Origin of the sequence: Microtetraspora glauca, from assembly GCF_040656155.1 — a bacterium.
GTDB classification, from domain to species: Bacteria; Actinomycetota; Actinomycetes; order Streptosporangiales; family Streptosporangiaceae; genus Microtetraspora; species Microtetraspora glauca.
Window position 1 is genome coordinate 69,881 of the sequence record NZ_JBFALK010000008.1, and the last position, 18,541, is coordinate 88,421.

19 protein-coding genes are annotated in these 18,541 nt (G+C 69.4%); 12 read left to right on the forward strand and 7 right to left on the reverse strand.

Annotation, left to right across the window (positions count from 1 at the left end; genetic code table 11):
- Nucleotides 1-165: 165 nt before the first annotated feature.
- The 4 genes from AB0I59_RS16365 to AB0I59_RS16380 all read left to right on the forward strand — a co-directional run bounded on the left by AB0I59_RS16365 (nucleotide 166) and on the right by AB0I59_RS16380 (nucleotide 2,844).
- Complete coding sequence (locus AB0I59_RS16365) at nucleotides 166-621, forward strand: SSI family serine proteinase inhibitor (RefSeq protein WP_082776789.1); 456 nt, start codon at nucleotides 166-168, stop codon at nucleotides 619-621.
- Between the two features lie 487 nt (nucleotides 622-1,108).
- Nucleotides 1,109-1,414: a hypothetical protein gene (locus AB0I59_RS16370; protein ID WP_358133520.1), complete on the forward strand. Its 306-nt coding sequence runs from the start codon at nucleotides 1,109-1,111 to the stop codon at nucleotides 1,412-1,414.
- On the forward strand, nucleotides 1,362-1,787 hold the full coding sequence (locus AB0I59_RS16375) for a type II toxin-antitoxin system VapC family toxin (RefSeq protein ID WP_061255151.1): 426 nt from the start codon (nucleotides 1,362-1,364) through the stop codon (nucleotides 1,785-1,787). The genes AB0I59_RS16370 and AB0I59_RS16375 overlap by 53 nt, the downstream gene beginning before the upstream one ends.
- Before the next feature lie 94 nt (nucleotides 1,788-1,881).
- Nucleotides 1,882-2,844, forward strand: a complete 963-nt coding sequence (locus tag AB0I59_RS16380; RefSeq protein ID WP_061255150.1) for a zinc-binding dehydrogenase — start codon at nucleotides 1,882-1,884, stop codon at nucleotides 2,842-2,844.
- A 200-nt stretch (nucleotides 2,845-3,044) separates the two neighbouring features.
- Here the strand turns inward: AB0I59_RS16380 and AB0I59_RS16385 are convergent, their stop codons facing one another.
- From AB0I59_RS16385 to AB0I59_RS16410, 6 genes are all read right to left on the reverse strand, one after another.
- Nucleotides 3,045-3,803, reverse strand: a complete 759-nt coding sequence (locus AB0I59_RS16385; protein WP_061255149.1) for a helix-turn-helix transcriptional regulator — start codon at nucleotides 3,801-3,803, stop codon at nucleotides 3,045-3,047.
- The gene (locus tag AB0I59_RS16390; RefSeq protein ID WP_061255148.1) at nucleotides 3,800-4,621 is read right to left on the reverse strand and encodes a DUF4097 family beta strand repeat-containing protein; all 822 of its coding nucleotides are present in this window, start codon (nucleotides 4,619-4,621) and stop codon (nucleotides 3,800-3,802) included. Before AB0I59_RS16390 ends, AB0I59_RS16385 begins: the two co-directional genes overlap by 4 nt.
- Nucleotides 4,622-4,793: 172 nt before the next feature.
- Nucleotides 4,794-4,970 (reverse strand): DUF6104 family protein, encoded by a 177-nt coding sequence (locus tag AB0I59_RS16395; protein ID WP_228648583.1) that lies wholly within the window; start codon nucleotides 4,968-4,970, stop codon nucleotides 4,794-4,796.
- Nucleotides 4,971-5,069: 99 nt separating this feature from the next.
- Complete coding sequence (locus AB0I59_RS16400; RefSeq protein ID WP_061255263.1) at nucleotides 5,070-8,729, reverse strand: multifunctional oxoglutarate decarboxylase/oxoglutarate dehydrogenase thiamine pyrophosphate-binding subunit/dihydrolipoyllysine-residue succinyltransferase subunit; 3,660 nt, start codon at nucleotides 8,727-8,729, stop codon at nucleotides 5,070-5,072.
- A 191-nt stretch (nucleotides 8,730-8,920) separates the two neighbouring features.
- The gene (locus AB0I59_RS16405; RefSeq protein ID WP_358133528.1) at nucleotides 8,921-9,562 is read right to left on the reverse strand and encodes a B3/B4 domain-containing protein; all 642 of its coding nucleotides are present in this window, start codon (nucleotides 9,560-9,562) and stop codon (nucleotides 8,921-8,923) included.
- On the reverse strand, nucleotides 9,559-10,194 hold the full coding sequence (locus AB0I59_RS16410; RefSeq protein ID WP_358133530.1) for a TetR/AcrR family transcriptional regulator: 636 nt from the start codon (nucleotides 10,192-10,194) through the stop codon (nucleotides 9,559-9,561). The genes AB0I59_RS16405 and AB0I59_RS16410 overlap by 4 nt, the downstream gene beginning before the upstream one ends.
- Nucleotides 10,195-10,268: 74 nt before the next feature.
- Between AB0I59_RS16410 and AB0I59_RS16415 the strand changes: the two genes are divergently transcribed.
- From AB0I59_RS16415 to AB0I59_RS16425, 3 genes are read left to right on the forward strand one after another with little or no spacing between them, the layout of a single operon-like run.
- The gene (locus AB0I59_RS16415; RefSeq protein WP_358133533.1) at nucleotides 10,269-10,640 is read left to right on the forward strand and encodes an SDR family NAD(P)-dependent oxidoreductase; all 372 of its coding nucleotides are present in this window, start codon (nucleotides 10,269-10,271) and stop codon (nucleotides 10,638-10,640) included.
- A 30-nt stretch (nucleotides 10,641-10,670) separates the two neighbouring features.
- A complete protein-coding gene (locus tag AB0I59_RS16420; protein ID WP_061255145.1) occupies nucleotides 10,671-10,922 on the forward strand; it encodes an AbrB/MazE/SpoVT family DNA-binding domain-containing protein in 252 nt (83 codons plus the stop codon).
- Between the two features lie 4 nt (nucleotides 10,923-10,926).
- A complete protein-coding gene (locus AB0I59_RS16425) occupies nucleotides 10,927-11,337 on the forward strand; it encodes a type II toxin-antitoxin system VapC family toxin (protein ID WP_358133537.1) in 411 nt (136 codons plus the stop codon).
- Nucleotides 11,338-11,464: 127 nt separating this feature from the next.
- On the opposite strand, the gene AB0I59_RS16430 is transcribed toward AB0I59_RS16425, so the two are convergent.
- Complete coding sequence (locus AB0I59_RS16430) at nucleotides 11,465-13,996, reverse strand: glycoside hydrolase family 9 protein (protein WP_358133540.1); 2,532 nt, start codon at nucleotides 13,994-13,996, stop codon at nucleotides 11,465-11,467.
- A gap of 195 nt (nucleotides 13,997-14,191) precedes the next feature.
- On the opposite strand from AB0I59_RS16430, the gene AB0I59_RS16435 reads away from it, so the two are divergent.
- From AB0I59_RS16435 to AB0I59_RS16455, 5 genes are all read left to right on the forward strand, one after another.
- Nucleotides 14,192-14,761 (forward strand): helix-turn-helix domain-containing protein, encoded by a 570-nt coding sequence (locus tag AB0I59_RS16435; RefSeq protein WP_061255143.1) that lies wholly within the window; start codon nucleotides 14,192-14,194, stop codon nucleotides 14,759-14,761.
- Nucleotides 14,751-16,064, forward strand: a complete 1,314-nt coding sequence (locus AB0I59_RS16440) for an MFS transporter (RefSeq protein ID WP_061255142.1) — start codon at nucleotides 14,751-14,753, stop codon at nucleotides 16,062-16,064. Before AB0I59_RS16435 ends, AB0I59_RS16440 begins: the two co-directional genes overlap by 11 nt.
- Before the next feature lie 44 nt (nucleotides 16,065-16,108).
- Nucleotides 16,109-17,173: an MBL fold metallo-hydrolase gene (locus tag AB0I59_RS16445; RefSeq protein ID WP_358133544.1), complete on the forward strand. Its 1,065-nt coding sequence runs from the start codon at nucleotides 16,109-16,111 to the stop codon at nucleotides 17,171-17,173.
- Nucleotides 17,174-17,458: 285 nt separating this feature from the next.
- The gene (locus AB0I59_RS16450; protein WP_061255141.1) at nucleotides 17,459-17,974 is read left to right on the forward strand and encodes an NADPH-dependent FMN reductase; all 516 of its coding nucleotides are present in this window, start codon (nucleotides 17,459-17,461) and stop codon (nucleotides 17,972-17,974) included.
- A gap of 83 nt (nucleotides 17,975-18,057) precedes the next feature.
- A complete protein-coding gene (locus AB0I59_RS16455; protein WP_358133837.1) occupies nucleotides 18,058-18,534 on the forward strand; it encodes a flavin reductase family protein in 477 nt (158 codons plus the stop codon).
- Nucleotides 18,535-18,541 lie beyond the last annotated feature (7 nt).

Consider the following 18,541-nt stretch of genomic DNA (forward strand, 5'->3'; position numbering starts at 1 on the left):
TCCAGATCAACAGGAAATACGCGAAGCTTCGTGACCGGCTCGTTATGAAACCCGTGGAACCGTTGGGATCTCCGGGACGTCAGATTTGCCCGACGCGGCGGAGTGGACGCTTGATCGGAGGGGCTCCCCCGGACAGGCTGTCGTCAGCCGATTCGGGGGATTGATATGAGGCAACTTCTCGCACTTCTAGCCTTTACGGCTATCGCGACCGGCCCGGCGAGCGTCGCCGTCGCCGCCACCGTCCCGCCGCCGTGGGAGCCTGACGTCATGCTCGACGCGCCGGTCAGGATCCACCCAATGAAGGCGCGCGCCAAGGCGCTGATGATGACCGTGGCCAAGGGGCCCGCGGGGACGCAGCCGCAGCGCTACGCGTTGCTCAGCTGTTCCCCCCCGCCCCAGGGCACGCACCCGGCGCCGACGAAGGCGTGTCCGATGCTGGAGAAGGTCGGCGGTGACCCCGCGAAGCTCCAGCCGGACCCGACCGTCGCCTGCCCCATGCTCTTCGAGCCGATCACGGTGACGGCGTCCGGAATGTGGAACGACGTCTACGTCCGGTTCGAGCGCACGTACGGCAACGCCTGCCAGCTTCGTGCGATGACAGGTGCCATCTTCGCCTTCTGAGCGAGGCGCCGTACGTGAAAGGGGCCCGGTGCCGTCCGCCGGGCCCCTTAAGCATCTCTGGGAACCCCCGCAGCCCTCACCGTGCCTGGTCCAGCACCCCGACATTGCTCGCTGTGCCTGGGTTCGGCACCCCGGCATCGCTCGCTGTGCCCGGGTTCGGCACCCCGACATCGCTCGCTGTGCCCTTGAGTCTGTCCGGTGAATCTCCCATGCCCGGCGCCTTCTGCGCACCGCCTGGAGCCCCCGATCGCATGCGGATCGCGGCCCGAACCCGTCCGGCTGTCGCATGCGGATCGCCGCCGTTTCCGCCTGAGCGTCAGTCACGCGAGCCGTGCTCATGTACGCATTCCCTGTGTTGCCAGCTCACATTCCGCACATTTCGGTCAGGTTTTCGAAATCACTTGAGATTCTTGTGACGGCCCGATTACTTTCAGTGTTGACATCTAAATGTCGGGCAGGGGACGCTGGAGCCATGCGGAGAACCACGGTGCGGATCGACGAGGCACTTCTCAACGAGGCGAAGGCGTTCGCCGCCAGAAACGGCAGAACCCTCAACTCAGTGATGGAGGACGCGTTGAAACAGTTACTCAGTCGCTCCGATCGCGCGCAGGAGCGCGCGCGCACGGAGCTGATCACCGCAGGTGATCCCCGGGATGCCGGGCTCGTCGACTGGAGTCCCGCGGCGACCACGGAGTTCCTGCTGGAGGACGACTTCGACCATTTCGTGGAGGTGGAGCGGCGTGCGATTGCTGGACGTGAACGTGCTGGTCAACGCCCATCGCAGGGACGCTGAGCGGCACGCGGGGTTCCATGCGTATGTCGAGGACATCATCCACGGGGACGAGCCGTACGCCGTCACGGACATGGTGGTCAACGGCTTCATGCGCATCGTGACCAATCGCAGGCTGCCCATCCCCAGTACGACAGAGGAGGCGCTCGGCTTCGCCGATCAGATACGCAATCAGCCGCACGCCGTCGTGGTGAACCCTGGGGCAAGGCACTGGGAGATCTTCGTTCGGCTCTGCAAGGAGGCGCAGGCGACGGGGAAGCTCTTGCCTGACGCCTACCTCGCCGCGCTGGCGATCGAGCATGGGTGCGAGTTCGTCACCTGTGACGGCGATTTCGCGAAGTTCCCCGGCCTGCGGTGGCGGCATCCGCTGAACTGAGTCCGCCGGATTCCTGATGCGTACGCGTTCGTCCCCACGGCGCTCAGCGAGAGCCGTACGTGATCGTGAATGAGGTGCGGAGTAATGTTCGGGCATGTTCGCCGTAACCGCCACGCAGACCGATCCCGACAACCCTCTCAAGGGGCTGACGCTCGGTGAGCGCCCTGACCCCACGGTTCCCGACGGCTGGACCACGGTCACCGTCAAGGCCACCGCGCTCAATCACCACGATCTATGGACGCTCAAGGGTGTGGGCATCCGCCAGGACCGCCTGCCCATCGTTCTCGGCTGCGACGCCTCCGGCCTGGACGAGAACGGCAACGAGGTCATCGTCCATTCGGTGATCGGCACTCCGGTGAACGGAGACGAGACGCTCGATCCCCGACGCTCGCTGCTTTCCGAGGTTCACGACGGCACCTTCGCCGAGAAGGTGGCCGTCCCCAAGGGGAACCTCGTGCCCAAGCCCGCGGCGATCTCCTTCGAAGAGGCCGCCTGCCTGCCCACCGCGTGGTTGACGGCCTACCGCATGCTGTTCGACAAGGCCGGGGTGCAGCCGGGCTCGACCGTGCTGGTCCAGGGCGCGGGCGGCGGCGTGTCGACCGCGCTCATCGCGCTCGGCCGGGCCGGCGGTTTCCGGGTGTGGGCCACCAGCCGGTCGGAGGAGAAGCGGGCTCGTGCCCTCGAACTCGGCGCGGATCAGGTCTTCGAGAGCGGGGCGCGGCTGCCCGAGCGGGTCGACGTGGTGATGGAGAGCGTCGGCGCGGCGACCTGGGACCACTCGCTGAGCTCGCTGCGACCCGGTGGTCGCATCGTGACCTGCGGTGCCACCAGTGGCATGGTCGCCCCCACCCAACTCGCCCAGGTCTTCTTCCTGCAGCGATCCATCGTGGGGTCCACCATGGGGACCAGGGATCAGCTCGCCAGGCTGGCGGTCTTCCTGGAGCAGACCGGCGTCCGTCCGATCATCGACCGTGTGCTGCCGCTCACGCGGGCCGACGAGGGGTTCGCCGCCATGCATGACGGCGGCATCTTCGGCAAGATCGTTTTCACCGTCTGATTCGTCCGGCGTGGGAAGCCGTTCCTGAGAGTGCCGCATGACACGGTCCGTTCCGTGTCGGCGGCCGTTCTCAGGAATGGTCCGCCGCTGTGCCGCCGCCTGCGCGGAACAGGACGAGGCGGCGTTCGTGGGAGTGCTGAGCGGGCCCGCCGGGGGGTGCGCGGGCAGGAACGGGTTACGCCAGCCGTACATCGCGGCGCTCAGGGCCGGAGGGTGTCGCGGATACGCTCGGCCGCCTGGTCGAGGATGGACCGGCATTCGCCCAGCGCGGACTCGGTGACCCCGCCTTGGGCGGCCTCATGCTGGACCCGCGCGACGAAATCAGCCAGCATCCACCCGAACTCGGCGTCCGCGTGGGCGTGGCCGGGAGGCGGGCCGGACCGCGGCCACGTCTCCCCCCAGATGCGGTTCCACTCGCGCTGCCAGCGTTCGGTCTCCTCGCGCCACTGCTGCTTGTGGCGCTTCCACTCGTCCTTCTGCTGGCGCCACTCCTCCTTGTGCTGCTGGCGCTGCCGCTTCCACTCGTCCTTCTGGTCGCGCCAGGCGTCGCGATTCTCCCGCCTGCCGGTCTGGTTGATGTCCTTGGCCATCTGGGTGAGTTCCTGCCGGAGGGACCGGACGGTCTGCCGGACGTCCTCCTTGACCTCGCGCGCGATGTCCTGGACCGAGGCGGTGATCTCCTGCTCCAGCTCGGCGAGCTCGTCCATGCGGTCGACCAACTCGGCCCGGCCCTTGTCGGTGAGCGTGAAGACCTTCTTGCCGTCCACGACCTCGTGGGTGACGAGGCCCTCCTCCTCCAGCCGCGCGAGACGCGGGTAGATCGTGCCCGGTGACGGCGAGTAGACCCCGAGGAACCGGTCCTGGAGCAGCCGGATCACCTCGTAGCCGTGTCTCGGGCTCTCTTCGAGCAGTTTGAGCAGGTACAGCCGCAGTCGGCCGTGCCCGAAGACCGGACTCATGCCCACTCTCCGTTTCGCTGGTTCGCGGATTCCTTGCTGAGCAATGTGACGTCACCGGAGACCGTGGTCGCCGTGACGGAGGCCATGCCGCCGCCGATTCGTCCGGTCAGCGACCTCGCCGCCGGCCGCTTGTTGCTCTCCAGCCCGGGGAAGGCCGCGTGGAGGCTGCCGGAGGTGGAACGGAGCGTCACGTCGCTGTCGACCGTCTGCGGGAGCCGTACGACGATGGCGCCGGACACGCTGTTCAGCGTGACGTGGCCGGTGGGCGCGAGATCCAGGTCGGCGGTGATCCGGCCGGACACCGTGTTGGCCCGCAGCCGGTGCGGGGCGCCTCCGGCGACCGTCAGCTCGCCCGAGACGCTGGTGAACGACAGGTCGCCGGCGAGGCCGCGGCTCTCCACCGAGCCGGACACCGTCTCGGCGCTCACGTCGCCGCTCACGCCGTCCAGGACGATCTCGCCGGAGACGCTCTTGACGTTGGTCCGAGCCTCGAAGCCGGCGACCACGGCGGACGCCGAGATCACGCCGACCTGCACGGGGCAGTCCTTCGGGACGGTGAGCGTGGCGGTGGTGATCCGATTGCCCGGCCGCAGCCAGCCGAGGATGCCCTCCCAGGTGAGGTCCTTGTACGCCACGGTGAGCCGGCCGTCCTCGTCGTGGGTGACCACGAGCGGTGGTGTGCCGGCGTCGCTGACGTCGAGGGTGGGCGGGCCGTCGCTGGCAAGCACGGCGAGCCGTCCCGCCACGATGCGCACGCTTAAGTGCGACACGGGCCCGAACGTCAGTTGTCCGGGCTTCTCGATCGTCCAGTGGGACATGGCTCGACCTTTCGACGTGAATTTCGTCGGCCCCCGCGCGATCAGCGGCGAACCCTCCACAAGACACGATATGTCGTGTTTGTCGAAAGTCAAGATGTATCGCGTTTCTGATCCCTCTCGCGCGGCCCGCGCCCGGTCTCTCGCAGGCCGGGCCGCTCGTTATCGGGTGCCCCTACTCGTCCTCGTCGTCGAGGCGGGCGAGCCAGGTGGCCAGGCGCTCCACCGGGATCTCGAACTCCGGGTTGAGGTCGACGAACTCGCGCAGCCGCTCGGCCAGCCAGCCGACGCTGACCTCCTCGTCGCCGCGCCGGTGGGCGAGCTCCTCGATGCCCCTGTCGGTGAAGTACATGTCCTCGCTCCTCGATCGTCCCCGCAAAGGGGGAAGTCCCCCGCGGACGGGCCGAGGGGGACTTCTCTGGGTGTGCCGCGGGCCGGGGGCCCGGTCGTGCTAGCCGAAGATCTCCTTGGCGATCGACTCCAGCTCGGCGTCGTGCGTGGAGTGCGATCCGGTCGCCGGCGACGAGTTCGCCGCCCGGGAGACGCGGCGCAGACGCCGGCCGTCGAGCAGCTCGGGTCGCTCGGTCAGCTTCAGCGTGAGGTACGGCCACGGGCCCATGTTGACCGGCTCGTCCTGTGCCCAGATCAGCTCGGCGTCACCGGAGTAGCGCGCGAGCTCCGCCTTGAGCGGGTTCTCCGGGAACGGGAAGAGCCGCTCGACGCGGACGATCGCGACGTCCTTCCTGCCGGACTTCTCCCGTGCGTTGACCAGGTCGTAGTAGACCTTGCCGGAGCACAGGACCACCCGGGTGACCGCGGACGGGTCCACGGTCGTGTCGCCGATGACCGGCCGGAACGCGCCGGAGGTGAACTCCGACGTCGCCGACGCGGCGCCCTTGTGGCGGAGCAGCGACTTGGGCGTGAACACGATCAGCGGCCTGCGCCGGTTCGACAGGACCTGCCAGCGAAGCAGGTGGAAGTAGTTCGCCGAGGTTGTCGGCTGGGCGACGGTCATGTTGTCCATCGCGCACAGCTGCAGGTAGCGCTCGATCCGGGCCGAAGAGTGGTCCGGGCCCTGGCCCTCGTAACCGTGCGGCAGCAGCAGCACGACCGACGACCGCTGGCCCCACTTCTGCTCGCCCGACGAGATGAACTCGTCGATGATCGACTGGGCGCCGTTGGCGAAGTCGCCGAACTGCGCCTCCCAGGCGACCAGGGCGTCGGGGCGCACCACGCTGTAGCCGTACTCGAAGCCCATCGCCGCGAACTCGCTCAGCAGCGAGTCGTAGACGTAGAACTTCGTCGTCCCGTGGTTGAACGTCTTCAGCGGGGTGTGGTCCTCGCCGGTGACCCGGTCGACCAGGACGGCGTGCCGCTGGCCGAACGTGCCCCGGCGGGAGTCCTGCCCGACGAGACGGACGGGGTGGCCGTCGATGAGCAGACCGCCGATGGCCAGAGCCTCACCGGTCGCCCAGTCGATCGCGTCGTCAGTGACCATGGTGCCGCGGCGCTGGAGGATCGGCGCCAGGCGCGGGTGCACCGTGAAGCCCTCGGGCAGGTTGAGCTGGGTCTCGATGACCCGCTTGACCGTCTCCTCGGAGATCGCGGTCTCGGTGTCCTCGTGCGACCAGGGGATCACCTCGTCGGCCGGAGGCTTGACGACCGCCCCCGGCTCAAGCGGCTTCTTGGCCGCCTCGCGGGTCTCGGTGAACGCCCGCTCCAGCTGGTCCTGGTAGTCCCGCAGCGCCTGCTCGGCCTCTTCGACGGTGATGTCGCCGCGGCCGATCAGGGACTCGGTGTAGAGCTTGCGGGTGGACCGCTTGGCGTCGATCAGGTCGTACATCAGCGGCTGGGTGAACGAGGGGTTGTCCGTCTCGTTGTGCCCGCGACGCCGGTAGCAGACCATGTCGATGACGACGTCCTTGCGGAACGCCTGGCGGTACTCGTAGGCGAGCCGGCCGACCCGGACCACGGCCTCGGGGTCGTCCCCGTTGACGTGGAAGATCGGCGCCTGGATCATCCTGGCGACGTCCGTGGCGTACACCGAGGACCGTGAGCTGGCCGGGCTGGTGGTGAAACCGACCTGGTTGTTGACCACGATGTGGACGGTGCCGCCGGTGCGGTAGCCGCGGAGCTGCGACAGGTGCAGCGTCTCGGCGACGACGCCCTGGCCGGCGAACGCCGCGTCACCGTGCACGAGCACGGGCAGGACGGTGAAGCCCTCCTCGCCGCGCTCCAGGAGGTCCTGCTTGGCGCGGACGACACCCTCCAGGACGGGGTCCACGGCCTCCAGGTGCGACGGGTTGGCGACCACCGAAGCGGTGATCTTGGTGCCGTCGGGGGCGACGAAGTCGCCGGTGGCGCCGAGGTGGTACTTCACGTCACCGGAGCCGTGCGCGCTGCGCGGGTCGATGTTGCCCTCGAACTCGCCGAACACCTGGGCGTAGGACTTGCCCACGATGTTGGCCAGCACGTTGAGGCGTCCGCGGTGCGCCATGCCGATGACGACCTCGTCGAGGTTCTCGGCCGAGGCCGCGCTGATCACCGAGTCGAGCAGCGGGATCAGCGACTCGCCGCCCTCGAGCGAGAACCGCTTCTGGCCGACGTACTTGGTCTGCAGGAAGGTCTCGAACGCCTCGGCGGTGTTGAGCCTGCGCAGGATGTGCAGCTGCTCGTCGCGGCCGGGCTTGGCGTGCGGCTTCTCGATCCGCGCCTGGATCCAGGCCCGCTCCTCGGGGTCCTGGATGTGCATGTACTCGATGCCGACGGTGCGGCAGTACGTGTCGCGCAGCACACCCAGGATGTCGCGCAGCTTCATCAGCGGCTTGCCGCCGAAGCCGCCGGTGGCGAACTCGCGCTCCAGGTCCCACAGCGTCAGGCCGTGCGACTTGATGTCGAGGTCGGGGTGCTTGCGCTGGCGGTACTCCAGCGGGTCGGTGGCGGCCATGAGGTGACCGCGGACCCGGTACGCGTGGATGAGCTCCAGGACGCGGGCGGACTTGGCCACGTCGTCGTCGTGGGTGGCGGAGATGTCCTGGACCCAGCGGACCGGCTCGTACGGGATCTGCAGCGACTCGAAGATGTCGTCGTAGAAGCCGTCGGCGCCCAGCAGGAGCTGGTGGACCCGGCGCAGGAAGTCACCCGACTGCGCGCCCTGGATGATCCGGTGGTCATACGTCGAGGTGAGCGTCATGACCTTGCTGATCGCGAGGCGGGAGAGCGTGTCGACCGAGGCGCCCTGGTACTCGGCGGGGTATTCCATCGCGCCGACGCCGATGATCGTGCCCTGGCCGGGCATCAGGCGGGGTACGGAGTGGACGGTCCCGATCGTGCCGGGGTTCGTCAGGGAGATCGTCGTGCCCTGGAAGTCGTCGACGCCCAGCTTGCCGGCGCGCGCCTTCCGGACGATCTCCTCGTACGCGACCCAGAACTGGCGGAAGTCGAGCGTCTCGGCAGCCTTGATCGACGGCACGAGCAGCTGACGGGTGCCGTCGGCCTTCTGCACGTCGATGGCCAGGCCCAGCCCCACGTGCTCGGGCTTGACCAGGACCGGCTTGCCGTCCACCTCGCTGTAGGAGTGGTTCATCTCCGGCATGGCCTTCAGCGCCTGGACGACCGCGAAGCCGATCAGGTGGGTGAAGGAGATCTTGCCGCCACGCCCGCGCAGGAGGTGGTTGTTGATCACAATGCGGTTGTCGATCAGCAGCTTCGCCGGGACGGCGCGCACGCTCGTCGCGGTCGGCACCGCGAGCGAGGCCTCCATGTTGAGTGCCGTGCGGGCGGCGGCGCCGCGCATCTTCTCCTCGACCGCTCCGGCCGGGATCGGCGCGGGGGCGGCCTTCTTCTCCGCTTTCTCCGGCTTCGCGACCGGTGCGGCCGGTGTGGCGGGCGCCTGCGTCACGGGGGAGGGCGGAGAGGGGGGAGCGGCAACGGCGGTGGCGCCGGCGGCCGTGGGGGCCTTGCCTGTTCCGTTGTAGTCAGCGAAGAAATGCCACCATGCCTTGTCCACTGACTCGGGATCCTGCAGGTACTTCTGGTACAACTCGTCGACAAGCCATTCATTCTGCCCAAAGCTTGCCAGCGGGTTTGTCCGCGACGACTCAGACGACACGGCGGAAATCGCCCTCTTCCGCAGATCGGCGTTGATGATAGAGAACTTGTCCAAGGCTACTCGCCTGGGACAGGGGGTGCGCCCGTCCGGCCGCAGGTCCCGGCCTATCCTCCCAGGACTGACCAAACAGGTCACGCCCGGGTAGCCCATCTGGGGGGTGAGCCCGTGCTTACCAGATGGTCATATCGGCCTCACCGGATCAGGCGGGACTCGATCCGGGCACCGGGAGTGATCGTGCCCAGCAGCGCGGAGAGCTCGTCTCCGGCGGCCGACAGCTCGTCGAACGAGAGCGGCTCCAGGCGTTCGAGGAGGAACAGGGCGTCCACGGTCTCCTCGGTGATCCGCGTCCGGACACACTGGCGCCAGTTCCACCTGCGGCACGTCACGCCGGCGTCGTCCCGCCAGACGACCTCGCCGATGCCGGGGTCGCCGAGCACCTCGTCGGACGGCTCGTCGCCCGCGGCCCGGACCAGGCGCGCCGCGCCCTCGTAGTGCCCGAGGTCCTCGCCGCCGATCGGCAGGCCGTGCCGTACGGACACGGAGTTGTAGGCGTCGACCACGAGGTTGATCTCGGGAAGCGGCATGCGCCGGATCAGGGCGTCCACCGAGGGGCGGGTGCGCTGCGGCTTGGCGCCGAACGCGCGGTAGGCCGCCCGCCACGCCTCGATCTTGTCGTGGTCGAGCGGCGGCGCCGCCTCCGCGGCCTCGGTAAGCCAGCCGCGCGACCTCTCGTCGCTCGGGCCGTTTCCGAGGCCGTACGCGCAGACGGCCAGGACGGCGAAGTCCGGGCGCAGCTCACGGACCGCCTCGTCCACCCTGATTGCCTCGATCACGCGGTACACCCTAAGCCGTCGGAACCGCTGCGCGTCGCGTCCGGATCGGGGTGTTCCTCCGGCCAGGCGCGCATGGCCAGGGCCGCGACGCTCACCAGATCGGTACGGCCGCAGCCGTCGCAGGCCTGGGTGGACATGCCCTGGATGATGGCGGCGTAGTAGGCGGCAAGGCCGCCGCTGTCGGTGTCCCGGGGCAGGCGGCCGGACCGGATGTCATGGTCGATCCGGTCCCTGATCGCCTGCTTGGCTCGTTCCCTGTGGCCGCGAAGCTCGGCGATGACCTGGGGATCCGTCGTGTTCACTCCCGCCGAGACGATCAGGCAGCCGGGGGGATGCGTGGCGTCCGAGTAGACCTCGGCCGCCTCACGGAGCAGCCGCTCGACGGCCTCCCTCGCCGTGGGCTCCTCGGCGAGCGCGCGGGTGCTGAACGCGCCGTGTGTCTCCTGGTAGTGCCGGACGGCTTCGGTGAACAGCTTTCGTTTGTCGCCGAAGGCGGCGTACAAGCTGGGCGGGTTGATCCCCATCGCGGCGGTCAGCGTGGCGATCGACGTGGCCTCGTAGCCGTGCCGCCAGAACTCGTCGAGCGCGCGTTCCAGGGCGGTGTCCCGATCGAAGGCCCGCGTTCTCCCCATACGTCAATTGTATAGCGATCACTACAGATAGGCTACCGTCATTCTGTAGCGCTCACTAAATAAAGGGGCGGATCATGGCTTCGCTTGCTGGGAAGACGGCGCTGGTGACCGGCGCGGGCAGGGGGATCGGCCGGGCGGTGGCCGAGCGGCTCGCCGCCGACGGAGCGCTGGTCGCGGTCAATTACGCACGTGACGAGGTCGCGGCGAAGGAGACGGTGGCGGCCATCACGCGAAGAGGAGGCCGGGCCTTCCCGGTGCGGGCCGAGCTCGGTGTGCCCGGCGACGTGGACACGCTCTTCGCCGGGCTCGACCGCGAGCTGGGCGCGGACGCTCCCGTCGACGTCCTTGTGCACAACGCGGGGATCAGTGTCCACGCCGCCATCGAGGACGTGAGTCCCGAAATCTACGATCGCGGGTTCGCGGTCACGAAACGTGATGCCGTTTAGTCTTTACATATGGTGGCTACAGTAAAGGTTATGGAGCAAGGAAAGCGCACACGTGCCAGGCGTGCGGGGCCGGCGCGCATCTCCAGCAAGAACCAGGTGACCCTGCCGGCCGCCGTGCTGCGCAGCCTCGGGCTTCATGCGGGAGATCCGGTCGACATAGAAGAGGAAGACGGCCGCATCGTCATCCGGCGGCACCGCAGCCGTTTCGACGGTGTCGTCGGAACGGTCCCCGGCTTCACCGAAGCCGTGGACGTCGAGGCGAGCCGCGCGAGCTGGAGCTGAGCGCGTGCCGACCGTGGTGCTCGACACGAATGTCATCGCCGGTCTGCTCAATCCCGATGACGCGCTCCATCTCGACGCCCTCGACGCCGTACGCCGCTGGGAGGGCCGCGGCGCCGTATTCGCCGTGTCCGTGATCACGTGGAGTGAGTTGCGGGTCGGAGCCCTCCGCAGGGGAGCCGACGCGGAGAAGGCCCTCGACGGGTTCCGGGCGGCCGCCATCGACCGGGTCGTCGCGGTGGACGAGGCGACGGCCGAGGGCGCGGCGCGGCTCAGAGCCGGGGACCTGACCATCCGCATGCCGGACGCTCTCATCATCGCGGCCGCGCGCGAGCTGGGGGCCGACGCGCTGCTGACCGCCGACAGGAAGTTCCCGGGAATCGCGCCCCACCTGGTCGAGCTGATCCGTCCGAGCTGATCCGTCCGAGCTGATCGGGTGCCGACCGGTCCCCCCGGAGGCGCGTCCGCCTCCGGAATCGGGTCAGCCCCACGAGGATCCGGCCGCCACTCCTTGTGGGGGTGGCGGCCGGATCGGTGGGGGAGGCTCAGGCGCAGGCGGCGCCGTTCAGGGTGAACAGGTCAGGGGTGGGATTGGCCCCGGGGGCGCTCGTGCCGTTGAAGCCGAACGTCACCGACTGGCCGGGCCGGATCTTCTTGTTGTAGGACTCGCCCGCCGCCGTGACGGTCGCGCCCTGCTGCGTGAAGTCGGCGCTCCAGCCGTGGGCGACCTTCTGGGCGCCGAGGAAGGACCACGTCAGCGACCAGCCGTCGATCGCCTTCGCGCCGGTGTTCCTGATCGTGACCTGGGTGGTGAAGCCCTGCGGCCAACTGCCGTGCACGGTGTAGGCCACCTCGCAGGTCGGCGGGGCCGGTGCCGCGCCGTCGCCCTGGTCGGCGACGAACGCCGAGATCCACGACAGCGGCGAGTTCCAGTTGATCGTCAGCTCGTTGGTCGACCACGACTCGATGTCGTCGATGTAGCAGAACTGCGGCTTGCAACCCCGCAGCTTCGCCTGGGCGACCGGGTCCTGGATGCTGGAGTTGGGGCCGCCGGAGAGTGTTCCGACCGGCGGGTTCGGCAGATCGGCGTTGAGCGCGTGCGCGTACCACCGGCTGTGCTGGTTCTTCGACGCCACCTCGCCGTAGCCGGTCACGTAGGACTGGTTCAACGCGTTGCGGCCGAGGATGTAGTCGATGCCCTGGAGCACGCCGTCCCGGTACTTGAGCGTGCCGGTGATGTCGAACGCCGCCGCCATGACGACCATGTTGTTCAGGACCAGGTTGTTGGATCCCCAGTCGTAGGTCGGCGGGTTGTACGGCACGCCGTACGGGTGCTGCCGGAGCGTGGCGAGGTACGTGTCGGCGCCGGCGACGACCGAGGCGCGTACGGCGGCGCGGCCGGGCAGGTCGTTGGGTACGGTCGCGAGATCGAGCCGGCCGAGCTGCGCGACGTGTCCCCAGTCGAAGCCCCGCTCGCTCCAGATGTCGGCGGTGTGGTGGGGTGAGGCGAGGACGAAGTCCTTGAACTCCTTCTCGCCGGTGGTGATGTAGAGCTCCGCCGCGGCCCAGTAGAACTCGTCGCTGACGTCGGCGTCGTCGTAGGTGCCGCCGCCGTTGCCGTCCGAGGTGGACGCGAGGACGTCCGGGTGCGCCTTGGCCGCGGCCCACGCCTTCCGTGCCGCCGCCAGGTTCTTCGCCGCGAACGCGGCGTCGTACGGCGCGAAGACCCGGGCGGCCTGCGCGGCGGTAGCGGCGAGGTTGAGCGTCGCCGCGGTGGTCACCGGGTGCAGCTCGCGCTTCTGCGGGTCGAGGTGCGGCAGCAGCGGCAGGCCGGTCCAGTTCTCGTCGTGGATCTTGTGGTGCGTCATGCCGTCTTGGCGCTGCATCTTCAGCAGGAACTCCTGCTCCCAGCGCGCCTCGTCGAGGATGTCGGGTACGGCGTCGCCGCTCTCCGGGATGTTCAGGCCACCGACGGGCGTCGCGGACGGGGCGTTCTTGGTGCGCTCGAACTCGCTCATGAGCTGGGCGACCGAGATGCCGCCGTTGACCACGTACTTGCCGTGGTCGCCCGCGTCGTACCAGCCGCCGGAGACGTCCAGGGTGTAGTCGCAGACGCCCGGCTGGCACGGGACGGCGGTGTCGCCCTGGTTGGGAGCGACGCCGGCGTGCCCGGCGGGCCTGCCGTACCCGGGGCGCAGCGCGTCGTCGATCGCGACGCCGCTGCGCTGCGTGTAGTAGAACTGCAGCGCGTCGAGTTTGAGGTCCTGGTAGGCGCCGCCCCCGATGTCGAAGGGACGGCTGGTCTCGCCGTCCGCGGTGAGCGTGTAGCCCTCGCCCGCCTTCCTGTACGCGCTGAAGTCGATGGAGTGGACGTTCTGGCCGGAGCTGGCGTCCACACCGCGCGGGGTGGTGACACCGTCGGAGACCGTGACGCCGTCGGCGTCCTTGAGCTGCCAGGGGAGCGCCCCGACGGCCTCGGTGACGAGGGTGGCGTTCTTTGGACCCTTGGGCAGGTAGGCGACCTGGTTCACCCGTACGCGCGGGCCGGTGTCGGGCGTGTAGACGTCGGGCTCCGCGCCGCCCTTGAGCGACACGTCGTCCAGGCAGAACCGCCACGGTTCGGCGCTGCCGCCGATCTGGAAGGCCACCTGGCCGTTCGGCAGGTCGACCGGCGAGGTGAAGGTGTAGGCGTAGGTGTTGCCAGAGACGCTGAGCTCGGGGTTGGCGGAGAGGTACTGGGTGTACGGGTCGACGGGGAGCTGGATCAGCGCCTTCGCGACCTTCCCGGGGGTCGCGGTCGCGAAGAAGGTGAACGCGTAGGTCTCGTCCTTGACCAGTGGGATGTCGTTGAGACCGATGATCGCGTCCCACGGGTTGGCGGTGCCGCCGGGCACGTCGGCGCAGAGCCGCCCGCCGTCGAGGTCGAACGCGAGGTTGCCGGTGTGCCACCACGGTTCGGTGGTGGTGTCGAACGTGCCGTTGGCGATCTGCTCGGGTCCGTCCGCCATGGCCGGGGCGCCGGTCAGGCACGTCGCGGCCAGCGCCGCCGCGGCGAGGATGCTGAGTCGTCTGATCACGGAGATCCTTGGGGGAGGTGTGGGAGCGCTCCCAAAAAGGTGAGCGCCTCGATGGTTCCCTTGCTTTTCCCGTGGCGTCAACGATCTCCGGTGCTGATCGCCGCCTGACCGGCCCGGTGTCGGTTGGCCCGATGAAAGTTTCACATGGCAAAGGAAGCTTTGCAAAACTCTCTTTGCAATGTTAGAACCGGAGACATGAACGAGGCCTTCCATGTCACCGATCCCCGGGCGCTCAAGGCCGTGGCCCACCCGCTGCGGGTCCGCCTCCTCGGGACGCTGCGGCTCGACGGGCCGGCGACGGCCACGGAGCTGGCCGCCAAGTTCGGCGAGAGCTCGGGCTCGACCAGCTACCACCTGCGGCAACTCGCGAAGTATGGCTTCGTCGAGGAGGACGCCGAGCAACGCGACCGGCGGGAGCGCCGCTGGCGGGCGGTCCACGCCTACACGTCGTGGAGCAACACGGAGCTGTCCGGCACTCCCGAGGGGCGCGAGGCGGTGGCCTTCATGCGCCGGCGGCAGCTGGAGGTGCTCCGGGCGACCGTGGAGGCGTTCGACCGGGACCCCGAATCCTGGGGCGCGGCGTGGGTCGAGGCCGCCGGCATGTCCGACGACGTCGTCCGGCTCACACCCGCCTCGGCCGAGGCACTCTACGGGCGCGTCTCCGCCCTCCTCAGGGAGTTCGAGGAGCGCGACAAGGACGCGCCCGACGCCGAGCGGGTGTCCGTGTTCGTCAGCGCCCATCCGGTGCGCGGCTATGTGGGGTGACACGCTGACCGCGGCGGGCGCGCGGAGACGGTACGCGCTGATCCAGTTCCTCGGGTGGCTTCCTCCCGGGTTGATGATGGCGCCGATGGTGCTGCTGATGTCCGCCAGGGGGCTCGACCTGGGGGAGATCGGCCTGGTGTCGGCCGCGTACTCCGTCACGATCGTGCTGCTGGAGCTCCCCACCGGCGGGCTGGCCGACGTCGTGGGCCGCCGGGTGGTGCTCGCGGCCGGCTTCGCCTTCAGCATGGCGGGGCTGGTCGTGATGGCCATGGCCGACTCCGTCTGGCTGTTCCTGCTCTCCTCGCTGTTCAAGGGCGTCGCGCGGGCGCTGTCCAGCGGCCCGGCCCAGGCGTGGTACGTCGACGCGCTGCACGCCGCCGAGGGGCCGGAGGCCGATCTCAAGCCGGGGTTGGCCCTGGGGTCCGCCGCGAGCTCCACCGCCCTGTTCGGCGGGGTCCTCGCGGGTGGTCTCGTGCCACTCGTGCTGCCCGGCGACGCGGTGCAGCGGCTCGCCGTCCCCGTGTGGTGCGGCGCGGTCGCGGCGGCGGTGGCCTTCGTCGTGGTCCTCTCGGCCATGCCGGAGCCGCGGCGGACGCCCTCGGAGGGATCGTCCGGGTCGCGCGCCGCCGAGCGGCTGAGGGAGATACTCAAGGACGTGCCGCTGACGATCCGCGGCGGCTTCCACCTCGCCGTGCGCGACCGGGGTCTGGCCCGGTTGCTCCTGGTCGGGGCGGCGGCGGGGGTGATGCTGGCCGGCATCGAGGCGCTGACCCCCGTGCGTCTCGCGGAGCTCACCGGCCGCCTGGAGACGGGAAGCACGGCCTACGCGATCGTGGCCGCGGTCGGATTCGGAGCCAACGCGGTCGGCAGCTCCGTCGCCCCTTCCGTGGCCCGCCTTCTCAGCTCGTCCACGCGTACGGCGGTCGCCGCGATGATCGTCACCGCCGTGGCTCTCGCCGGTCTGGCGGCGTCGGTCACGCTGTCCGGAACCGAGGGCATCGTCGCGGCGGGCGTCGCGTACTTCGTGGTCTTCGCCGCGATGTCCGTCACCGAGCTGGTCAGGGAGGAGCTGATCCACCTCCGGGTGGAGTCCGCGCGGCGGGCCACGGTGATGTCCGTGGACTCGCTCCAGCTCCAGTTCGGCGGCATGCTGATCACGCTCGGCCTCGGCCCGCTGACCACGAAACTCGGCGTCGGCGGCACGTGGGCCGCCGTGGCCGTGGTGGTTCTCGCCTCATCGCTCCTGTTCGTACGGCTCCCCGCCCGCCGGGCGGCCCCCGTACCCGCCCCGAGTAGAACTTGATTCGGTGCGCGGGGCAGAATCTTGGAGGCGAAAGGGGCAGGCCGATGAGCAAGCCGATGGTGACGGCGGCGAACGAGCAGCAGCGTGCGGCGTGGAACGGAGGGGCTCTGCCCGAGGTCGAGCGCGTGCGCCCCGGCCTCTGGTCGATCCCCGTGCCGATCCCGATCAACCCGCTGAGGTACGTCCTCGTCTACGCGATGGAGCTGCCGGACGGTGTCGCGATCATCGACGCGGGATGGAACACCGACGAGGCCTACGACGCGCTCACCGCCGGGCTCGCGGTGGCCGGATACGCGGTCACCGACATCAAGGCCGTCCTGGTCACGCACATCCACCCGGACCACTACGGCCTCGCCGGGCGTCTCCGGGAGGCGTCGGGCGCGTGGATCGGGCTGCACCCCGCCGACGCGCGGCTGGTGCACGATCGCTACGACGAGCCGGGCATCAAGGAACTCGCCGACCGGGGACGGGTGCTGCTCCTGCGGGCGGGCGTGCCCGACCTGACGGCCCAGGAGCTGGCCGGGGCGTCCATGATGATGCGCAACTACGTGTCGACGGCCGTGCCCGACCGGCTGATCGAGGACGGGGAACGGCTCGACCTGCCCGGCTGGAACCTCAAGGCGATCTGGACGCCGGGGCACTCGCCCGGCCACCTGTGCTTCGTCGAGGCCGACCGCAAGCTGCTGTTCTCCGGTGACCACGTGCTTCCCCGGATCACGCCCAACGTGGCGGTCCACCCGCAGTCGGCGCCCAACCCGCTGGCGGACTATCTCGACTCGCTGCGGAGTGTCGGCAAGCTGGACGTGGACGAGGTGCTTCCCGCCCACGAATACCGCTTCCTGGAGCTGGCGGAGCGGGTGAACTACGTGATCGACCACCATGAGGAGCGGCTCGCGGAGATCGAGACCGTGCTCAAGGCCGCCGACGGTGTCACGTGCTGGGAGCTGGCCACCCGCCTCACCTGGTCACGGCCGTGGGAGACGATCCCGGCGTTCATGCAGCGGTCCGCGACCAACGAGACCCTCGCCCACCTGGTGTGGCTGGAGGGCCGTGGGCTGGCGACCCGGGTCGTGGGCGAGCCGGATCTGTGGCATTCCATGGAAAGCTAGTAGGAAATATTGACTTTGCCATGAGTCGCGTTTAGCGTCACGGTCATGAGCCAGGGTCCGTACCTGACCAGGCGCGTCCACGTGGACTTCGGTCACGTCGCGAGCGCCCGGTGTCGTCGTGCCTCCTAGAAACCGATCCGCCCGCGGGTGCGGGCGGCGCATTCCCTCCCTCTTCCCCCGTGCTCGTCGGGTGCCGAGGGCGGTCGTCTCTCCCGCGGGAGGGCCGTGCGAAGGGACAGAGAAATGTCCCGGTACATGCATGCTTGTACAGGTAAGGAGTACAAAATGACGATCGTGACGCTGGTCGGCAACCCGAGGGCCGGATCACGGACGCTGGACGTGGCCGTCCGGGCCGCGGAGGCCGTCGCGGCACGGATCGGGCGGACGGCGCCACCCGAGGTCGTGGACCTCGCGGGGCTCGCGCCGCACCTGTTCGGCCCCCAGCCGTCCGCGCCGCTGGAGGTCGCCCTGGAGCTGGTCCTCGACGCCGATCTCCTGGTGGTGGCCGGGCCGACCTACAAGGGCTCCTACACGGGCCTCCTGAAGGCGTTCCTCGACCGGCTGCCGCACCGGGCGCTGGCCGGGAAGTTCGCGTTGCCGCTGCTGGTGATGGGCGATCCGAAGCACTCCCTCGCCGTCGAGGTCCACCTGCGGCCGCTCCTGGTCGAACTGGGCGCGTGGGTCCCCACCCCGGGCCTCGCGCTGCTGGAGTCGCGGATCCCCGAGTTGGACGACGTCCTGGCCGGTTGGGTGGACCAGGTCGCCCCGCAGCTCACGCTTGCCCAGGAGGTGACCGCGTGACGGTCGCGCACGAGATCCCCGAGGACAGCGGCCGCTCACGGCTCAGGCTCGTCGGCGGCACTAGCGAGGGTGCCGGCGAGGGTGTGGGCAGTGAGGAGTTCCGCCGGGCGCTCGCCGTCCACGCGGCGGGAGTCGTGGTGGTCACCGCCCTTCCCGAAGGGGAACCGGTCGGGCTGACGGCGACCTCGTTCTCCTCGGTGAGCCTGAGCCCGCCGCTGGTGTCGTTCTACGTGGCCCAGTCGTCCTCGACCTGGCCGCGGCTGCGAAGGGCCGGCGACTTCGCGGTGAACGTGCTCGCGAGCGACCAGGCCAACGTCGCCTCCCGGTTCGCGAAGAAGGGCGCGGACAGGTTCGCCCACCCGACGCGCTGGACGGCGGGGCCGGACGGAGTGCCCCTGCTCGACGACGTGTCCGCCCACCTGATCTGCCGTACGCACCACACCGTCGAGGTCGGCGACCATATCCTGGTGGTCGGCCTGGTCACGGCGACGACGGTCGTGGAAGCCGGTCGGCCGCTGCTCTATCACCAGGGCAGGTTCGGTCACTTCCTGCCGCGCTGATCGGCCG

Bases quoted from the DNA above. Each gene is read 5' to 3' on its own strand.
- AB0I59_RS16450 (WP_061255141.1), top strand. From the start codon at position 17,459: ATGACGATCGTGACGCTGGTCGGCAACCCGAGGGCCGGATCACGGACG.
- AB0I59_RS16410 (WP_358133530.1), bottom strand. From the start codon at position 10,194: ATGGGGAGAACGCGGGCCTTCGATCGGGACACCGCCCTGGAACGCGCG.
- AB0I59_RS16415 (WP_358133533.1), top strand. From the start codon at position 10,269: ATGGCTTCGCTTGCTGGGAAGACGGCGCTGGTGACCGGCGCGGGCAGG.
- AB0I59_RS16445 (WP_358133544.1), top strand. From the start codon at position 16,109: ATGAGCAAGCCGATGGTGACGGCGGCGAACGAGCAGCAGCGTGCGGCG.
- AB0I59_RS16395 (WP_228648583.1), bottom strand. From the start codon at position 4,970: ATGTACTTCACCGACAGGGGCATCGAGGAGCTCGCCCACCGGCGCGGC.
- AB0I59_RS16435 (WP_061255143.1), top strand. From the start codon at position 14,192: ATGAACGAGGCCTTCCATGTCACCGATCCCCGGGCGCTCAAGGCCGTG.
- AB0I59_RS16390 (WP_061255148.1), bottom strand. From the start codon at position 4,621: ATGTCCCACTGGACGATCGAGAAGCCCGGACAACTGACGTTCGGGCCC.
- AB0I59_RS16440 (WP_061255142.1), top strand. From the start codon at position 14,751: ATGTGGGGTGACACGCTGACCGCGGCGGGCGCGCGGAGACGGTACGCG.
- AB0I59_RS16385 (WP_061255149.1), bottom strand. From the start codon at position 3,803: ATGAGTCCGGTCTTCGGGCACGGCCGACTGCGGCTGTACCTGCTCAAA.
- AB0I59_RS16380 (WP_061255150.1), top strand. From the start codon at position 1,882: ATGTTCGCCGTAACCGCCACGCAGACCGATCCCGACAACCCTCTCAAG.
- AB0I59_RS16365 (WP_082776789.1), top strand. From the start codon at position 166: ATGAGGCAACTTCTCGCACTTCTAGCCTTTACGGCTATCGCGACCGGC.
- AB0I59_RS16420 (WP_061255145.1), top strand. From the start codon at position 10,671: ATGGAGCAAGGAAAGCGCACACGTGCCAGGCGTGCGGGGCCGGCGCGC.